The sequence below is a fragment of the Kosakonia sp. Marseille-Q7440 genome (genome assembly GCF_965119485.1).
Genome location: NZ_CBCPLT010000001.1, coordinates 982551 through 998795 on the forward strand (window position 1 = coordinate 982551; position 16245 = coordinate 998795).

The 16245-nt window shown below is 57.4% G+C and carries 14 protein-coding genes and 1 other annotated feature; of the genes, 11 read left to right on the forward strand and 3 right to left on the reverse strand.

Annotated features, from left to right (window positions below):
- Window positions 1–3: 3 nt before the first annotated feature.
- Entirely contained in the window at window positions 4–1203 is a 1200-nt protein-coding gene (acrA, locus tag ACWPW2_RS04395; protein ID WP_454121742.1) for a multidrug efflux RND transporter periplasmic adaptor subunit AcrA, read from the reverse strand.
- Between the two features lie 142 nt (window positions 1204–1345).
- On the opposite strand from acrA, the gene acrR reads away from it, so the two are divergent.
- Entirely contained in the window at window positions 1346–1999 is a 654-nt protein-coding gene (gene acrR / locus ACWPW2_RS04400) for a multidrug efflux transporter transcriptional repressor AcrR (RefSeq protein ID WP_454121743.1), read from the forward strand.
- A 122-nt stretch (window positions 2000–2121) separates the two neighbouring features.
- Window positions 2122–5475 carry a mechanosensitive channel MscK gene (gene mscK, locus ACWPW2_RS04405; RefSeq protein ID WP_454121744.1) on the forward strand — a complete coding sequence of 1118 codons (3354 nt, stop codon included), beginning with the start codon at window positions 2122–2124 and terminating at the stop codon, window positions 5473–5475.
- Window positions 5476–5492: 17 nt separating this feature from the next.
- On the opposite strand, the gene rsmS is transcribed toward mscK, so the two are convergent.
- Together rsmS and priC are read right to left on the reverse strand one after the other, a co-directional pair.
- On the reverse strand, window positions 5493–5654 hold the full coding sequence (rsmS, locus tag ACWPW2_RS04410) for a pleiotropic regulatory protein RsmS (RefSeq protein ID WP_023478300.1): 162 nt from the start codon (window positions 5652–5654) through the stop codon (window positions 5493–5495).
- Between the two features lie 13 nt (window positions 5655–5667).
- On the reverse strand, window positions 5668–6195 hold the full coding sequence (gene priC / locus ACWPW2_RS04415; RefSeq protein WP_454121745.1) for a primosomal replication protein N'': 528 nt from the start codon (window positions 6193–6195) through the stop codon (window positions 5668–5670).
- A 67-nt stretch (window positions 6196–6262) separates the two neighbouring features.
- Here priC and ACWPW2_RS04420 point away from each other — a divergent pair, with 67 nt between their 5' ends.
- The 9 genes from ACWPW2_RS04420 (at window position 6263) to ACWPW2_RS04460 (ending at window position 15641) form a co-directional block, all read left to right on the forward strand.
- A complete protein-coding gene (locus ACWPW2_RS04420; RefSeq protein WP_124969345.1) occupies window positions 6263–6640 on the forward strand; it encodes a DUF454 family protein in 378 nt (125 codons plus the stop codon).
- 151 nt (window positions 6641–6791) lie between these two features.
- Window positions 6792–7343, forward strand: a complete 552-nt coding sequence (gene apt / locus ACWPW2_RS04425) for an adenine phosphoribosyltransferase (protein ID WP_023478292.1) — start codon at window positions 6792–6794, stop codon at window positions 7341–7343.
- 109 nt (window positions 7344–7452) lie between these two features.
- Complete coding sequence (gene dnaX / locus ACWPW2_RS04430) at window positions 7453–9384, forward strand: DNA polymerase III subunit gamma/tau (RefSeq protein WP_454121746.1); 1932 nt, start codon at window positions 7453–7455, stop codon at window positions 9382–9384.
- Window positions 8717–8781: a sequence feature (DnaX frameshifting element), on the forward strand. Its footprint overlaps the gene before it by 65 nt.
- A gap of 82 nt (window positions 9385–9466) precedes the next feature.
- A complete protein-coding gene (locus ACWPW2_RS04435; protein ID WP_023478246.1) occupies window positions 9467–9796 on the forward strand; it encodes a YbaB/EbfC family nucleoid-associated protein in 330 nt (109 codons plus the stop codon).
- Entirely contained in the window at window positions 9796–10401 is a 606-nt protein-coding gene (gene recR, locus ACWPW2_RS04440; protein ID WP_277170237.1) for a recombination mediator RecR, read from the forward strand. Before ACWPW2_RS04435 ends, recR begins: the two co-directional genes overlap by 1 nt.
- Before the next feature lie 109 nt (window positions 10402–10510).
- The gene (gene htpG / locus ACWPW2_RS04445; RefSeq protein ID WP_094419554.1) at window positions 10511–12385 is read left to right on the forward strand and encodes a molecular chaperone HtpG; all 1875 of its coding nucleotides are present in this window, start codon (window positions 10511–10513) and stop codon (window positions 12383–12385) included.
- A 170-nt stretch (window positions 12386–12555) separates the two neighbouring features.
- Window positions 12556–13200 carry an adenylate kinase gene (adk, locus tag ACWPW2_RS04450; RefSeq protein WP_023478294.1) on the forward strand — a complete coding sequence of 215 codons (645 nt, stop codon included), beginning with the start codon at window positions 12556–12558 and terminating at the stop codon, window positions 13198–13200.
- A 112-nt stretch (window positions 13201–13312) separates the two neighbouring features.
- Entirely contained in the window at window positions 13313–14275 is a 963-nt protein-coding gene (hemH, locus tag ACWPW2_RS04455) for a ferrochelatase (RefSeq protein ID WP_319551571.1), read from the forward strand.
- Between the two features lie 61 nt (window positions 14276–14336).
- Window positions 14337–15641: an inosine/guanosine kinase gene (locus ACWPW2_RS04460; RefSeq protein ID WP_263753078.1), complete on the forward strand. Its 1305-nt coding sequence runs from the start codon at window positions 14337–14339 to the stop codon at window positions 15639–15641.
- Window positions 15642–16245: the final 604 nt, after the last annotated feature.

Sequence of the window (16245 nt, forward strand, 5' to 3'; positions counted from 1 at the left end):
AAGTTAAGACTTCGGTTGCTCTGACTGGCCGTTGGCCTGGGCTTGCTCTTTCTTGTCAGATGTCACTTCCTGGGCCTTGACCTGCACGCCAGGTTTGACTTTTTGTAACCCTTCGATGATCACGCGATCGCCGCTTTTCAGGCCATCGGTAACCAGCCACTTGTCGCCAATGGCCTGGGTCGCGGTGATATTGCGGATTTCAACTTTGTCGCCTTCACCCACCACCATCGCCGTTGCGTCACCGCGCGGCGTACGGGTCACACCCTGTTGCGGAACCAGCAGGGCGTTCGGGTTAACCCCTTCTTCCAGCTTGGCGCGCACGAACATTCCCGGCAGCAGCGTGTGGTCCGGGTTCGGGAACACGGCGCGCAGGGTGATTGAACCGGTGGTCTGATCGACGGTTACGCCCGAGAACTCAAGGGTACCGGACTGGTCATACTTCATGCCGTCGTTGGTCACCAGTTCCACTTTCGCTTTACCGTTGTCCTGCTTCAGCGAACCGTTAGCCATCTCCTGTTTGAGGCGCAGGAAATCGTTGCTGGACTGGGTGACATCGACATAGATCGGGTCAAGCTGCTGCACGGTGGTCAGCGCAGTGGTTTGCCCGCTCTGCACCAGCGCACCTTCGGTAACGGTAGAGGTACCTGTGCGGCCGCTAATTGGGGAGGTGACTTTGGTGTAAGCCAGGTTGATGCGCGCGTTCTCGACCGCAGCTTTCGCGGCGATAACCGAGGCATTTGCCTGCTGCGCGTCCGCCTGCGCCGTATCGTAATCCTGTTGGCTGATGTACTTGGTGCCCAACAGTTTCTTATAACGGTTCAGGGTCATCTGCGCGATATTCGCCGCCGCCTGCGCTTTGGCTAAATCGCCTTTCGCGCTGTCGTAGGCAGCCTGATAGGTTGCTGGATCAATTTGATAGAGCGAGACACCCGCTTCGACGTCACTGCCTTCGGTAAAGTTGCGCTTCAAAATAATGCCGCTAACCTGCGGACGGACTTCAGCAATGCGATAAGCAGTGGTGCGACCCGGCAGCTCGGTGGTGATCTGCAGAGGTTCTGCTTTGACCGTTACCACGCCGACTTCCGGCGCCTGGCCGGCTCCCTGCTGCTGCTGCGCAGGTTTATCGTCACATCCTGTAAGCGCTAAGCTGCCCGAAAGCATCAGAACGACCGCCAGAGGCGTTAGCCCTCTGTTTATGTTCATAAGTAAACCTCGAGTGTCCGATTTCAAATTGATCAATGGATCAAAGGCCCAAAAACCCATTGCTGCGTTTATATTATGGTCGTGCTATGGTACAAACATTCACAAATGTATGTAAATCTGACTCCTGTAAATTCACCGACATATGGCACGAAAAACCAAACAACAGGCGCTTGAGACGCGACAACACATCCTTGATGTCGCCATGCGGCTGTTTTCCCGGCAGGGCGTTTCATCAACTTCGCTGGCTGAAATTGCGCAGGCGGCAGGAGTAACTCGCGGCGCTATTTACTGGCATTTCAAAAACAAGTCAGATTTGTTTAGTGAAATTTGGGAACTGTCGGAGTCCAGTATTGGAGATCTTGAAACTGAGTATCGGGCAAAATTCCCTGGCGATCCACTCTCAGTATTAAGAGAAATTTTGGTTTATATCCTTGAAGCCACCGTTGTCGAAGAGCGGCGGCGCCTGATGATGGAGATCATCTTCCATAAATGCGAGTTTGTTGGCGAAATGGCGGTGGTGCAGGAGGCGCAGCGCGATTTATGCCTGGAGAGTTACGATCGCATTGAAAACACACTCACTGAATGTATTCAGGCGAAATTATTACCCGCCAATCTTTTAACCCGCCGTGTCGCGGTGCTGATGCGCGCCTATGTCTCCGGAATTATGGAAAACTGGCTCTTTGCGCCACAATCTTTCGATCTGAAAAAAGAGGCGCGCGCCTACGTCGCCATCCTGCTGGAGATGTGCCAGTTCTGCCCGACTCTGCGCGACGAAACGCACACTCTCAAGGCATAAGCAGTCCGCCAGGATTTCTCCTGGAGGCCGCTCACTCTTCTAGGTAGTTGTCTGCACGCGTGATATTCTTCGCGCGTGGCCACTCCGGCCGCTTTCCCGAACAGACAACGATCGCTCAAATTATGTTGCACACCAATCGCACACCTAACCCGTTCGCAGCATTTGCCGCCGCACTGCTTCTTATTTTTATCAGCTTCTCAAGCCTGGCGGCGCCCGCGCAGAGCGGCAGCGATCTGCCTTCGCGCAGCGAAGTGCAGAATCAGCTCGACGCACTCAATAAACAAAAAGATCACTCCGCGCAGGAGAAGCTGGTTATTCAGGATCTCAATGAGACTCTTGATACGCTGGATAAAATCGACCGCGTCAAGCAGGAGACCGCGCTGCTGAAGCAGAAAGTCGCGCAGGCACCGGAACAGCTGCGTCAGGCTACCGATGCTCTCAACGCGCTTAATGATAAAGACAGCGATGAGGAGACGCGCAAAACCCTTGCCACGCTCTCGCTGCGCCAGCTGGAGTCGCGCGTTTCGCAACTGCTTGAAGATCTGCAAACCGCGCAGAACGATCTCTCCAACTACAACAGCCAACTGGTGTCATTGCAGACACAACCGGAGCGCGTGCAGAACGCCATGTATAGCGCCTCGCAGCAGTTGCAGCAGATCCGCAACCGTCTGAACGGCACGCTCGCCGGCGAAGGGGCGTTGCGCCCGACGCAGCAAACGCTGTTACAGGCTCAACAAACCCTGCTCAATGCGCAGATTGAACAGCTGCGCAAAAGCCTGGAAGGCAATACCACCTTGCAGGATACGCTGCAGAAGCAGCGGGATTACGTCACCGCAAACAGTAACCGCCTCGAACACCAGCTTCAGTTATTGCAGGAAGCGGTCAACAGCAAACGTCTGACGCTGACCGAGAAGACGGCGCAGGAAGCGGTGACGCCGGATGATACTGCGCGCATTCAGGCGAACCCGCTGGTAAGCCAGGAGCTGGAGATTAACCACCAGCTGAGCCAGAAGCTGATTGAAGCCACCGAAAGCGGCAACGCGCTGGTGCAGCAGAACATCAAAGTGAAGAACTGGCTCGACCGCGCGCTGCAATCCGAGCGCAATATTAAAGAACAAATTTCGGTGCTGAAGGGGAGCCTGCTGCTGTCGCGCATCCTCTATCAGCAACAGCAAACGCTGCCCTCAGCCGATGAGCTTGAGGATATGACCAACCGCATTGCGGATCTGCGTCTGGAGCAGTTCGACATCAACCAGAAGCGTGACGCGCTGTTCCAGAACGAGAATTTCGTCGCCAAACTGGAAGAGGGCCACCAGAACGAAGTCAACGACGAAGTACACGACGCGCTGTTGCAGGTGGTCGATATGCGCCGCGAACTGCTCGATCAACTGAACAAGCAACTTGGCAATCAGTTGATGATGGCCATTAACCTGCAGGTCAATCAGCAGCAGTTGATGAGCGTGTCGAAAAGCCTGCAAGAGATCCTGACTCAGCAAATCTTCTGGGTGAACAGCAACAAGCCGATGGACTGGGAGTGGTTCAAAGCCTTCCCGCAAACGCTGCGCGATGAGGTCAAAGGCACCCACATAACCGTCAACTGGGAAAAAGCATTGCCGGCGGTGGCGATCGCGTTTCTCGCCGGGCTGCCGCTGTTGCTGATTGCCGGGCTGATCCGCTGGCGTCTGCGCTGGCTGAAAAACTACCAGGCGAAGCTGGCGGAGCAGGTCGGGCAGCTACGCAGCGACAGCCAGTTACATACGCCAAAAGCGATCCTCATCGATCTGATCCGCGCCTTGCCGATCTGCCTGCTGATTCTGGCGGTGGGGCTGATTCTGCTGACCATGCAGCTCAATATTAGCGAACTGCTGTGGGCATTCAGTAAAAAGCTGGCGCTCTTCTGGCTGGTCTTTGGCCTGTGCTGGAAAGTGCTGGAAAAAGAGGGCGTTGCCGTTAACCACTTCGGCATGCCAGCGCAGCTGACCAGCCACTGGCGGCGGCAGATTGTGCGCATCAGCCTCGCGCTGCTGCCGCTCCATTTCTGGTCAGTGGTCGCGGAGCTGTCGCCACTGCATCTGATGGATGACGTGCTCGGGCAGTTTGTCATTCTGCTGAACCTGCTGGTGATCACCGCGCTGGTGTGGCCGATGTTCCGCGAAAGCTGGCACGATAAAGAGTCCCACGCGCTGCGCCTGGTCACCGTCACGGTGCTGGCGATTGTGCCGATTGCCTTAATGGTGCTGACCGCTACCGGCTACTTCTACACCACGCTGCGCCTTGCCGGGCGCTGGATTGAAACCGTCTATCTGGTGATTATCTGGAACCTGCTCTACCAGACGGTGCTGCGCGGTCTGAGCGTGGCGGCGCGGCGTATTGCCTATCGCCGTGCGCTGGCACGTCGCCAGAATATGGTGAAAGAGGGCGCGGAAGGCGCCGAGCCGCCGGAAGAGCCGACCATTGCGCTTGAGCAGGTTAACCAGCAGACACTGCGCATCACCATGCTGGTGATGGTGGCGCTGTTTGGCGTGGTCTTCTGGGCGATTTGGTCAGACTTGATCACCGTGTTTGCCTACCTCGACAGCATTACGCTGTGGCACTACAACGGCACCGAAGCGGGGGCGGCGGTGACCAAAAGCGTCACCCTCGGCAGCCTGCTGTTTGCGATTATCGCCTTTGTGGTGGCCTGGGCTCTGATCCGCAACTTGCCGGGTCTGCTGGAAGTGTTAGTCCTGTCGCGGCTCAATATGCGCCAGGGCTCCTCCTATGCCGTCACCACCATTCTGAACTACGTCATTATCGCGGTCGGAGCGTTAACGGTCTTCGGCTCGCTGGGCGTCTCGTGGGATAAGTTGCAGTGGCTGGCGGCGGCGTTGTCGGTCGGTCTCGGCTTCGGTTTGCAGGAGATCTTCGGTAACTTTGTCTCCGGCCTGATTATCCTCTTTGAGCGCCCGGTGCGTATCGGCGATACCGTCACCATCGGTACCTTCTCCGGCACGGTAAGCAAGATCCGTATTCGTGCGACAACCATCACCGACTTCGATCGCAAAGAGGTGATTATCCCGAACAAGGCCTTCGTGACCGAGCGGCTGATCAACTGGTCGCTCTCCGATACCATCACCCGCGTGGTGATCCGTATCGGCGTGGCCTACGGCTCCGATCTGGAGAAAGTGAAGAAGGTGCTGCTGAAAGCGGCGATGGATCACCCGAAAGTGATGCACGATCCGGAACCGTCGGTCTTCTTTACCACCTTCGGGCCGAGCACGCTGGATCACGAGCTGCGTCTCTATGTGCGTGAACTGCGCGATCGCAGCTATACGGTGGATGAGCTTAACCGCACCATCGATCGCATGTGCCGGGAAAACGACATCAATATCGCCTTTAACCAGCTCGAAGTGCACCTGCGCAATGAGAAGGGTGATGAGTTAACGGAAGTGAAGCGCGAGATAAAGGGCGACGATCCAACCCCTGAAGCTCCTTGATAGTTAGCCCCTCTTCCTTAGGGAAGGGGGGCTGCCGGCTGTAACTGCTTCTGTTCAAAATCCCGTTTGACGATCTCCAGCGCTTTTAACACCAGATCGGGGGCGATCTCATGCTGTTCAAGCAGCATAATCAGATCGACCGCCAGCTTGACCTCATCCGGGGCATTTTCCAGCGACATCTTCTCTCCTTCGTTAACGGGTTAAACGCGCCAGCACGCGCTCAATATTCTCCAGCGCTTTGCGACAGCGGCCGAGCCGGACATCTAATGCCTCCACCTCTTTATGCAGCTTCTGCTGTTCGGCGAGAGTGGTAACCGACGCTAAACGTACGTTACGCTCGTTTTTCATCGCCTGCAGGCGGCGCTCATACTCCTGATGCTGCAAGCGCCGCCGCTGCCAGCGCGTAATGCCGGGCGAGGCGTGATCCCACTGGCGCAGCGGCCAGACGGCGCTCTCCCGCGTCAGCGCGGCGATTTGTGCGGTTAAATGCTCCGCCAGCCAGAGCGCCTGCGGCAAATGGTTGCGCGCCACGGTCTCGCGCAGCGCCGCCAGGTTTTTATCGGTCTCATTAAGATAAGCACGCATGCGCGTATCTTTTGTCTGAAAAAGATGGCGGTCAAAACGGGCGCTGACGGTGAAGTGATCCGCCAGCGGCGCGGCCTGCTGGCGTAACTGGGCAAGTTGCTGTGCCAGTCTCTCTAAAAGCGCGTCGCTTTTCATCTCTCATTCCCTCTTTTTCACGGCGATTATGGTACATTAGCCGCTTATTCCGGCAACGATTAGCACTATGCAACGCACTATTTTAATCATCATTGGCTGGCTGGCGGTAGTGCTCGGCACGTTGGGTGTCGTTCTGCCCGTTTTACCGACCACGCCTTTTATTCTGCTGGCCGCCTGGTGTTTTGCCCGATCGTCGCCGCGTTTTCATCACTGGCTGCTCTACCGCTCCTGGTTTGGCAGCTACCTGCGGCACTGGCAGCAGTATCGCGCCATGCCGCCCGGCGCAAAGCCGCGCGCGATTGTTATTACGCTTTTGACCTTCGCGGTCTCACTCTATTTCGTGAAGATGATGTGGGTGCGCGTTTTGCTGCTGATCATCCTTGCGTGTCTGCTGATTTTCCTGTGGCGGATACCGGTGGTTGATGCAAAGCAACAAAAAACCTAATGCGCTGCGATGGCAGTTGCAATTCTCGCTCACTGCCAGTAAATTCGAGCGTTTTCGAGCACGGGGTCGACTGGTTAAAGCTTAACCAGGGGCCAATTGAGCCGTTATCATACGTCCCGTGAGTAATACCGTTTCTATCAGGCAAATATCCATGACAGCGACTGCGCAGCAGCTTGAATTTCTCAAAAACAGCATCAAAAGCATTCAGGATTACCCGAAGCCGGGCATCCTGTTCCGTGATGTCACCAGTTTGCTGGAAGACCCGAAGGCGTACGCCCTCAGCATTGAACTGCTGGTTGAGCGTTACAAAAACGCCGGGATCACTAAAGTTGTTGGTACCGAAGCGCGTGGCTTCCTGTTCGGCGCGCCGGTGGCGTTAGGCCTCGGCGTTGGCTTTGTGCCGGTACGTAAGCCGCGTAAATTGCCACGTGAAACTATCAGCGAGAGTTATGAGCTGGAGTATGGCACCGATCAGTTAGAGATCCATGTTGATGCGATCCAGGCTGGCGACACCGTGCTGGTGGTCGACGATCTGCTGGCAACCGGCGGTACCATCGAAGCGACAGTGAAACTGATCCGCCGTCTGGGTGGCGAAGTCACCGACGCGGCGTTCATTATCAATCTGTTCGACCTGGGCGGCGAAGAGCGCCTGAAAAAACAGGGTGTTACTAGCTACAGCCTGGTCTCGTTCCCGGGGCATTGATCCCGCGTACCTTCATCCCTCACGCCTGAGGGATGAAGTGCATTCTCAGCCGATGCTGTGTTAGCATTACCCCTCGTGAATCCACCTTCCAGCGTTTCAGAGCCTGCCAATGAGTTATCAGGTCTTAGCCCGAAAATGGCGACCGCAAACTTTTGCTGACGTCGTCGGCCAGGAGCATGTGCTGACCGCACTGGCGAACGGCTTAACATCAGGACGCATTCATCATGCGTATCTGTTCTCCGGCACCCGCGGCGTCGGAAAAACCTCTATTGCCCGTTTGCTGGCGAAGGGGCTTAACTGCGAAACCGGTATTACGGCGACACCGTGCGGTGTCTGCGATAACTGCCGCGAAATCGAGCAGGGCCGCTTTGTCGATCTGATTGAGATCGACGCCGCTTCGCGTACCAAAGTGGAAGATACCCGCGATCTGCTGGACAACGTCCAGTACGCGCCGGCGCGTGGCCGCTTCAAAGTCTATCTGATTGACGAAGTGCACATGCTCTCGCGTCACAGCTTCAACGCATTGTTGAAAACCCTTGAAGAGCCGCCCGCGCACGTTAAATTCCTGCTGGCGACCACCGATCCGCAAAAACTGCCGGTCACCATTCTTTCCCGCTGCCTGCAGTTCCATCTTAAAGCGCTGGATGTCGATCAGATCCGCACCCAGCTTGAGCATATTCTCGCTGACGAGAAGATCGAATCTGAGCCGCGCGCGCTGCAACTGCTGGCGCGCGCCGCCGACGGCAGCCTGCGTGATGCCCTGAGCCTGACCGATCAGGCGATCGCCAGCGGCAACGGCCAGCTTTCCGCTGCGGTAGTCAGCGCCATGCTCGGCACGCTGAATGACGATCAGGCGCTCTCACTGGTCGAGGCGGTGATTGCCGCCAACGGCGAGCGGGCAATGGCGCTGGTGCATGATGCCGCCTCGCGCGGCGTCGAGTGGGATGCGCTGCTGCTGGAGATGCAGAGCCTGCTGCACCGCATCGCCATGGTTCAGCTCACCCCGGCGGCGCTCGGCAGCGATATGGCGTCGGTGGAGCACCGTCTGCGCGAACTCGCGCGCACCGTGCCTCCGGCTGATATTCAGCTCTACTACCAGACGCTGCTGATTGGCCGCAAAGAGTTACCCTTCGCCCCCGACAGACGGATGGGCGTGGAGATGACCCTACTGCGCGCGCTGGCGTTCCACCCGCGCGCGCCGCTGCCTGCGCCAGAGGTGCAGCAGGCCTCGTTTGCGCCGGTCGCACCGACGGCGGTGATGTCGCCGCAGCAGGTGGCTCCTGCACCGCAGGCGCAGCCCGCTCCCCAGCAGGATGTTCCGCTGCCGCCTTCTACCAGCCAGGTGCTGGCGGCGCGCAGACAGCTGCAGCAGGCGCAGGGAGCAGACAAAGCAAAAAAGAGTGAACCGGCAGCCGCAACCCGCGCGCGGCCGGTGAGTAACGCCGCGCTGGAGAGGCTCGCCTCTGTCACCGAGCGCGTACAGTCCCGCCCGTCGGTAGCAACGGCCGACAACAAGCCGGCGAAAAAAGAGGCCTATCGCTGGAAAGCGACCACCGTCGTTGAGACGGTAAAAGAGGTCATCGCCACGCCAAAAGCGCTGAAAAAGGCGCTTGAGCACGAGAAAACGCCGGAACTGGCGAAGAAGCTGGCGGAAGAGGCGATCGAGCGCGACGCGTGGGCAAAAGAGGTGAGTCTGCTGAAATTGCCTAAACTGGTCGAGCAGGTGGCGCTAAATGCCTGGAAAGAGCAGGATGGCGCGCGCATCTGCCTGCATCTTCGCAGCGCCCAGCGCCATCTCCACTCGCCCGGCGCGGTGAAGACGCTCGGCGAGGCGCTTAGCGAATTGCACGGTTCGACGGTTGAACTGACTATTATTGAAGATGATAATCCGGCGGTGCGTACGCCGCTGGAGTGGCGTCAGGCAATCTATGAAGAGAAGCTCGCGCAGGCGCGCGAGTCGATTATTGCGGATAGCAATATCCAGACCCTGCAGCGCTTTTTCGATGCGGATCTGGATGAAGAGAGCATCCGCCCCCTTTGACAGGAAGAGCGATACTTCCCGTTTTCAACCCTGAATGTGACTTATCAACCTGGTCAGTCACCACAGCTAAAGAGAGAAGCCTATGTTTGGAAAAGGCGGTCTGGGTAACCTGATGAAACAGGCCCAGCAGATGCAAGAAAAGATGCAGAAAGTGCAGGAAGAGATCGCGCAGCTGGAAGTGACCGGCGAATCAGGCGCGGGTCTGGTGAAAGTGACCATCAACGGCGCGCATAACTGCCGTCGCGTGGAGATCGATCCGAGCCTGCTCGAAGACGACAAAGAGATGCTGGAAGATCTGGTCGCCGCTGCATTTAACGATGCTGCACGCCGCATTGAAGAGACGCAGAAAGAGAAGATGGCCTCTGTCTCTTCCGGTATGTCCCTGCCGCCAGGCTTTAAGATGCCGTTCTGATGCAAACCAGTCCGCTGTTAACGCAGCTTATGGAAGCGTTGCGCGCGCTGCCGGGCGTTGGCCCGAAGTCGGCGCAGCGCATGGCATTTACGCTGCTGCAGCGGGATCGCAGCGGCGGCATGCGCCTCGCGCAGGCGCTTACCCGGGCGATGTCGGAGATTGGTCACTGCGCGGATTGCCGCACCTTTACCGAGCAGGAGGTGTGTAACATCTGCACCAACCCGCGACGTCAGGAAAACGGTCAAATCTGCGTGGTGGAAAGCCCGGCGGACATTTACGCCATTGAGCAAACCGGTCAGTTTTCCGGTCGCTACTTTGTGCTGATGGGCCACCTGTCGCCGCTGGACGGTATCGGGCCGGATGATATCGGTCTTGACCGGCTCGAGCAGCGCCTCGAATCCGAAAAGATTCAGGAGGTGATCCTCGCCACCAACCCGACGGTGGAAGGGGAGGCGACCGCCAACTATATTGCCGAGCTGTGCGGGCAATATGGCGTGGAAGCCAGCCGTATCGCCCACGGCGTGCCGGTGGGCGGCGAGCTGGAGATGGTGGATGGCACCACGCTTTCCCACTCTCTCGCCGGGCGTCACAAGATTCGTTTTTAACCAGACGGGGGCAGAAATTTTTGCCTCCGCTTGAAATTCCCCGCCGTTATCCCCACTTCTCCCTCAACGCTTTTTCCACCTTGTAAATGGCATTGTTGAGGTTTTCCCAATGAAAGGACAAGAAACACGTGGCTTCCAGTCAGAAGTAAAACAGCTTCTGCATTTGATGATCCACTCTCTTTATTCCAACAAAGAAATCTTCCTGCGTGAGCTTATCTCCAACGCCTCGGATGCGGCGGATAAACTGCGTTTCCGCGCGCTCTCCAAACCCGATCTCTATGAAGGCGACGGCGACCTGCGCGTGCGCGTCTCCTTCGACAAAGAGAAGCGTACCCTGACCATCGCCGATAACGGTATCGGCATGAACCGCGATGAAGTGATTGACCATCTGGGGACGATTGCCAAATCCGGCACCAAAGCCTTCCTCGAATCGATGGGCTCCGATCAGGCGAAAGATAGTCAGCTGATTGGCCAGTTCGGCGTTGGTTTCTACTCGGCATTTATCGTTGCCGACAAAGTGACCGTGCGCACCCGCGCGGCGGGCGAAAGCGCCGAAAATGGCGTCTTCTGGGAATCGGAAGGCGCGGGCGAATACACCGTTGCTGATATCACCAAAGCCGATCGCGGTACCGAGATCACCCTGCATCTGCGCGAAGGGGAGGATGATTTCCTCAACGACTGGCGCGTGCGCTCCATCATCAGCAAATACTCCGACCATATCGCGCTGCCGGTTGAGATCGAAAAACAGGAAGAGAAAGACGGCGAAACCGTTGTCACCTGGGAGAAGATCAACAAGGCACAGGCGCTGTGGACGCGTAATAAGTCTGAAATCAAAGATGATGAGTACAACGAGTTCTACAAACATATCTCCCATGATTACAGCGATCCGCTGATCTGGAGCCATAACCGCGTCGAAGGGAAGCAGGAGTACACCAGCCTGCTCTATATCCCGTCGCAGGCACCGTGGGATATGTGGAACCGCGATCACAAGCATGGTCTGAAACTCTACGTGCAGCGCGTCTTTATCATGGACGAAGCCGAGCAGTTTATGCCGAACTACCTGCGTTTCGTGCGCGGGCTGGTCGACTCCAACGATCTGCCGCTCAACGTCTCTCGTGAAATTCTGCAGGACAGCAGCGTCACCCGCAGCCTGCGCACTGCGCTGACCAAACGCGTACTGCAAATGCTGGAAAAACTGGCGAAAGATGACGCGGAAAAATACCAGACCTTCTGGCAGCAGTTCGGCCTGGTGCTGAAAGAGGGGACCGGCGAAGACAGCGGCAACCTGGAAACCATCGCCAAACTGCTGCGTTTCGCCTCCACGCACAACGACTCCTCCGCGCAGACCGTGTCGTTGGAAGAGTACGTCTCACGCATGAAAGAGGGCCAGGAGAAGATCTACTTCATCACCGCCGACAGCTACGCCGCGGCGAAGAGCAGCCCGCACCTTGAGCTGCTGCGTAAGAAAGGCATCGAAGTACTGCTGCTTTCCGACCGCATTGATGAGTGGATGATGAGCTACCTGACCGAGTTCGACGGTAAGCCGTTCCAGTCTGTGGCGAAAGCCGATGCTTCGCTGGACAAGCTGGCTGACGAAGTGGATGAGTCCACCAAAGAGGCGGAAAAAGCGCTGGAGCCGTTTGTTGAGCGCGTGAAAACTCTGCTCGGCGAGCGCGTGAAAGAGGTGCGTCTGACTCACCGTCTGACCGATACTCCGGCAGTTGTGGTCACCGATGCCGATGAGATGAGCACGCAGATGGCGAAGCTGTTTGCCGCGGCCGGCCAGAGCGCGCCGGAAGTGAAATACATCTTCGAACTGAACCCGGATCACGCGCTGGTGAAACGCGCGGCGGATACCCAGGACGAAGGGCAGTTTAACCAGTGGGTTGAGCTGCTGCTGGACCAGGCGCTGTTCGCCGAACGCGGTACGCTGGAAGATCCAAACCAGTTTATTCGCCGCATGAACCAGCTGCTGGTTTCGTAAGCTGCACCAGGGAGGCCACCGCGCCTCCCTTTTTTATTCCCGCTTTTGCCGGTTAAGAAAAAGGTAGCATTACCGTTTCAGCGTCCGCGCCTTTCTTGAGCCTGCCTCCTCTTGATGGTATCTTTTAGCGCTTTTGAAAAATTGAACCAACATTTGAGGGGATTTTCGCAATGCGTATTATTCTGCTGGGCGCTCCGGGCGCAGGTAAAGGAACTCAGGCGCAGTTCATCATGGAGAAATACGGTATTCCGCAAATCTCTACGGGTGACATGCTGCGTGCCGCAGTGAAATCTGGCAGCGAGCTGGGTAAACAGGCGAAAGATATCATGGACGCCGGCAAGCTGGTCACCGACGAGCTGGTTATTGCGCTGGTGAAAGAGCGTATCGCCCAGGAAGATTGCCGCAATGGCTTCCTGCTGGACGGTTTCCCACGCACCATTCCACAGGCCGATGCGATGAAAGAAGCCGGCATTAACGTCGATTTCGTGCTGGAATTCGCCGTACCGGACGAGCTGATTGTCGATCGTATCGTTGGTCGTCGCGTTCACGCCGCCTCTGGCCGCGTTTACCACATCAAATACAACCCGCCGAAAGAGGAAGGGAAAGATGATGTGACCGGCGACGAGCTGACCACCCGTAAAGACGATCAGGAAGAGACCGTGCGTAAGCGCCTGGTCGAATACCATCAGCTGACGGCCCCGCTGATCGGCTACTATCAGAAAGAAGCGGAAGCGGGTAACACCCAGTACGTTAAAGTTGACGGCACCAAAGCGGTTAGCGACGTGCGCGCTGAACTGGAAAAAATCCTCGGGTAATTTCCATTTCCCCCGGCTATATGCCGGGGGAAACTATCAATCACAGCAATTGGTTCCGTTTACCCGCTTTTCGGCTACAATAATCAACCAGTTAAATGGTTAAGAGGCGCGAATGAGTCAGGCAAAAACGGGCATTTTGTTGGCCAATCTCGGCACCCCCGATGCACCCACCCCCCAGGCCGTTAAACGGTATCTGCGGCAGTTCTTAAGCGACAGACGCGTGGTCGATGCGCCCCGCTTGCTGTGGTGGCCGCTGTTACGCGGCGTGATCCTGCCTATTCGTTCTCCCCGCGTGGCGAAACTCTACAAATCCGTCTGGATGGAAGAGGGCTCACCCTTAATGGTCTACAGCCGCAGGCAGGAAAAGGCGTTAGCCGCCCGTTTGCCGGATGTGCCCGTTGCGCTCGGCATGAGCTACGGTTCACCGTCGCTGGAGAGCGCGGTCGAGGCGCTGATGGCGCAGGGCGTTGAACATATCGTTGTGCTTACGCTCTATCCGCAATACTCCTGCTCGACGGTTGCCGCCGTCTGGGATGAGCTGGCGCGTATTCTCGGCAAAAAACGCTTTATCCCCGGTATCTCCTTTATTCGCGACTATGCCGATAATGCAGACTACATCGCGGCGTTAGCGAACAGCGTGCGCGCCTCGTTTGCGCAGCATGGCGAACCGGATCTGCTTCTGCTCTCCTATCACGGCATTCCGCAGCGTTACGCTTCGCAGGGGGATGACTACCCGCAGCGCTGCCGCGATACCACCCGTGAGCTGGTTTCTGCTCTCGACCTGCCGCCGGAGAAGGTGATGATGACCTTCCAGTCGCGCTTTGGCCGCGAGCCGTGGCTGACGCCTTACACCGATGAGACGCTGAAAATGCTCGGTGAGAAGGGCGTGAAGCATATTCAGGTGATGTCACCGGGCTTTGCCGCCGACTGCCTGGAGACGCTGGAGGAGATCGCCGTGCAGAACCGCGAGTTCTTCCTCGAAGCCGGGGGCGAAAAGTATGAATACATTCCTGCGCTGAATGATTCACCGGAGCATATTGAGATGATGGTCAACTTAACGGCCAAATATCGCTGATCGCTGCGCGGGCCGAGTGTGATACCATGCACGGCCCGAATGTATTGCACGTAGCACAAAGATGAAATTTCCCGGTAAACGTAAGTCCAAACACTATTTCCCCGTCAACGCCCGCGACCCCTTATTGCAGCAAATCCAGCCTGAGAGCGAAACCGGCACCAGCTGGGTGGTCGGCATTGACCAGACGCTGGTGGATATCGAAGCGAAAGTGGATGATGCGTTTATCGCACGTTTCGGCCTCAGTGCTGGCCATTCGCTGGTGATCGCCGATGATGTCGCCGAAGCGCTCTATCAGGAGCTGGTGAGCAATAACCTGATTACCCACCAGTTTGCGGGTGGCACCATTGGCAACACCCTGCACAACTACTCGGTGCTGGCCGATGACCGCTCGGTTTTGCTGGGCGTGATGTGCGATAACGTGCAAATCGGCGGTTACGCTTACCGTTACCTCTGCAACACCTCCAGCCGTACCGATCTTAACTACCTGCAGGGCGTTGAGGGGGCGATTGGCCGCTGCTTTACGCTGGTCAACGACAGCGGTGAGCGCACCTTCGCCATCAGCCCCGGTCATATGAACCAGCTGCGCCCGGAAAGTATTCCCGAAGAGGTGATTGCTGGTGCCTCCGCGCTGGTGCTCTCCTCCTATTTAGTGCGCTGTAAACCCGGCGAGCCGATGCCGGAGGCGACCATGCAGGCGGTGGCCTATGCCAAAAAGCACAATGTGCCGGTGGTGCTGACGCTGGGTACCAAATACGTTATCGCCGATAACGTGCCGTGGTGGCGCGACTTCCTCAAAGAGAACGTCTCGATTCTGGCGATGAATGAAGAGGAGGGGCACGCCCTGACCGGTGAGAGCGATCCGCTGATGGCGGCGGATAAAGCGCTGGACTGGGTCGATCTGGTGCTCTGCACCGCCGGGCCTGTCGGCTTATATATGGCGGGCTTTACCGAAGATGAGGCGAAGCGCAAAACCCAGCACCCGCTGCTGCCGGGCGCGATTGCCGAATTTAACCAGTATGAGTTTAGCCGTGCGATCCGCCATAAGGATTGCGAGCATCCGCTGCGCATCTACTCCCACATCGCCCCCTATATGGGCGGGCCGGAGAAGATCATGAACACCAACGGCGCAGGCGACGGCGCGCTGGCGGCGCTGCTGCATGACATTACCGCCAACAACTATCACCGCAACAACGTGCCAAACTCCAGTAAGCATAACTTCAGCTGGCTGACCTACTCGTCGCTGGCGCAGGTGTGTAAATATGCGAACCGCGTCAGTTACCAGGTGCTGAACCAGCACTCCCCGCGCTTAACCCGCGGCCTGCCGGAGCGGGAAGATAGCCTCGAAGAGGCGTACTGGGAGCGTTAAGGGAAAGGCCGCGTAATTGTACCCATGTTGCTGAAACGGCGTAGGCCGGATAAGCGGTTACGCGCCATCCGGCATTCTCACCGCGGTACCGATTGCCGGATGGCGGCTTCGCCTTATCCGGCCTACCAAACCGGAGCCCGCTGAAACGGCGTAGGCCGGATAAGCGCCAGCGCCATCCGGCAATGGGTGCGGCATGTTGCCTCGGTGGAAGGGTTCCGTTCACCATACGTGGTGGGGTTTCATTGACCTCTTATGCGGTGAACGGGACAAGGGAAGCGGCCGCGCTCCCCTTGTCAATCCCCGCGGCCCCGCGAGGAAATCGGTGCTGCGCACTGCGCTCACCTCCCGCGTGCCTGACTGCGGCCGGCTCGACTCGACATCCTGTCTCGGTTCGCCTCTGTCCGCCATCCATGGCGTCCAGACCTTGTCATTCACGCTTCGGTTCGCCGATTTCAGCGGGGGTCAACACCGTCGCTGTGAGACCGGAGGTAAAAGCAATATCGGTGTTGCGGTAGGCGCGTTTTGGTAGGCCGGATAAGGCGCAGCCGCCATCCGGCAATGATGCCGCGGGGATAATGCCGGATGGCGCGTTACACGCTTATCC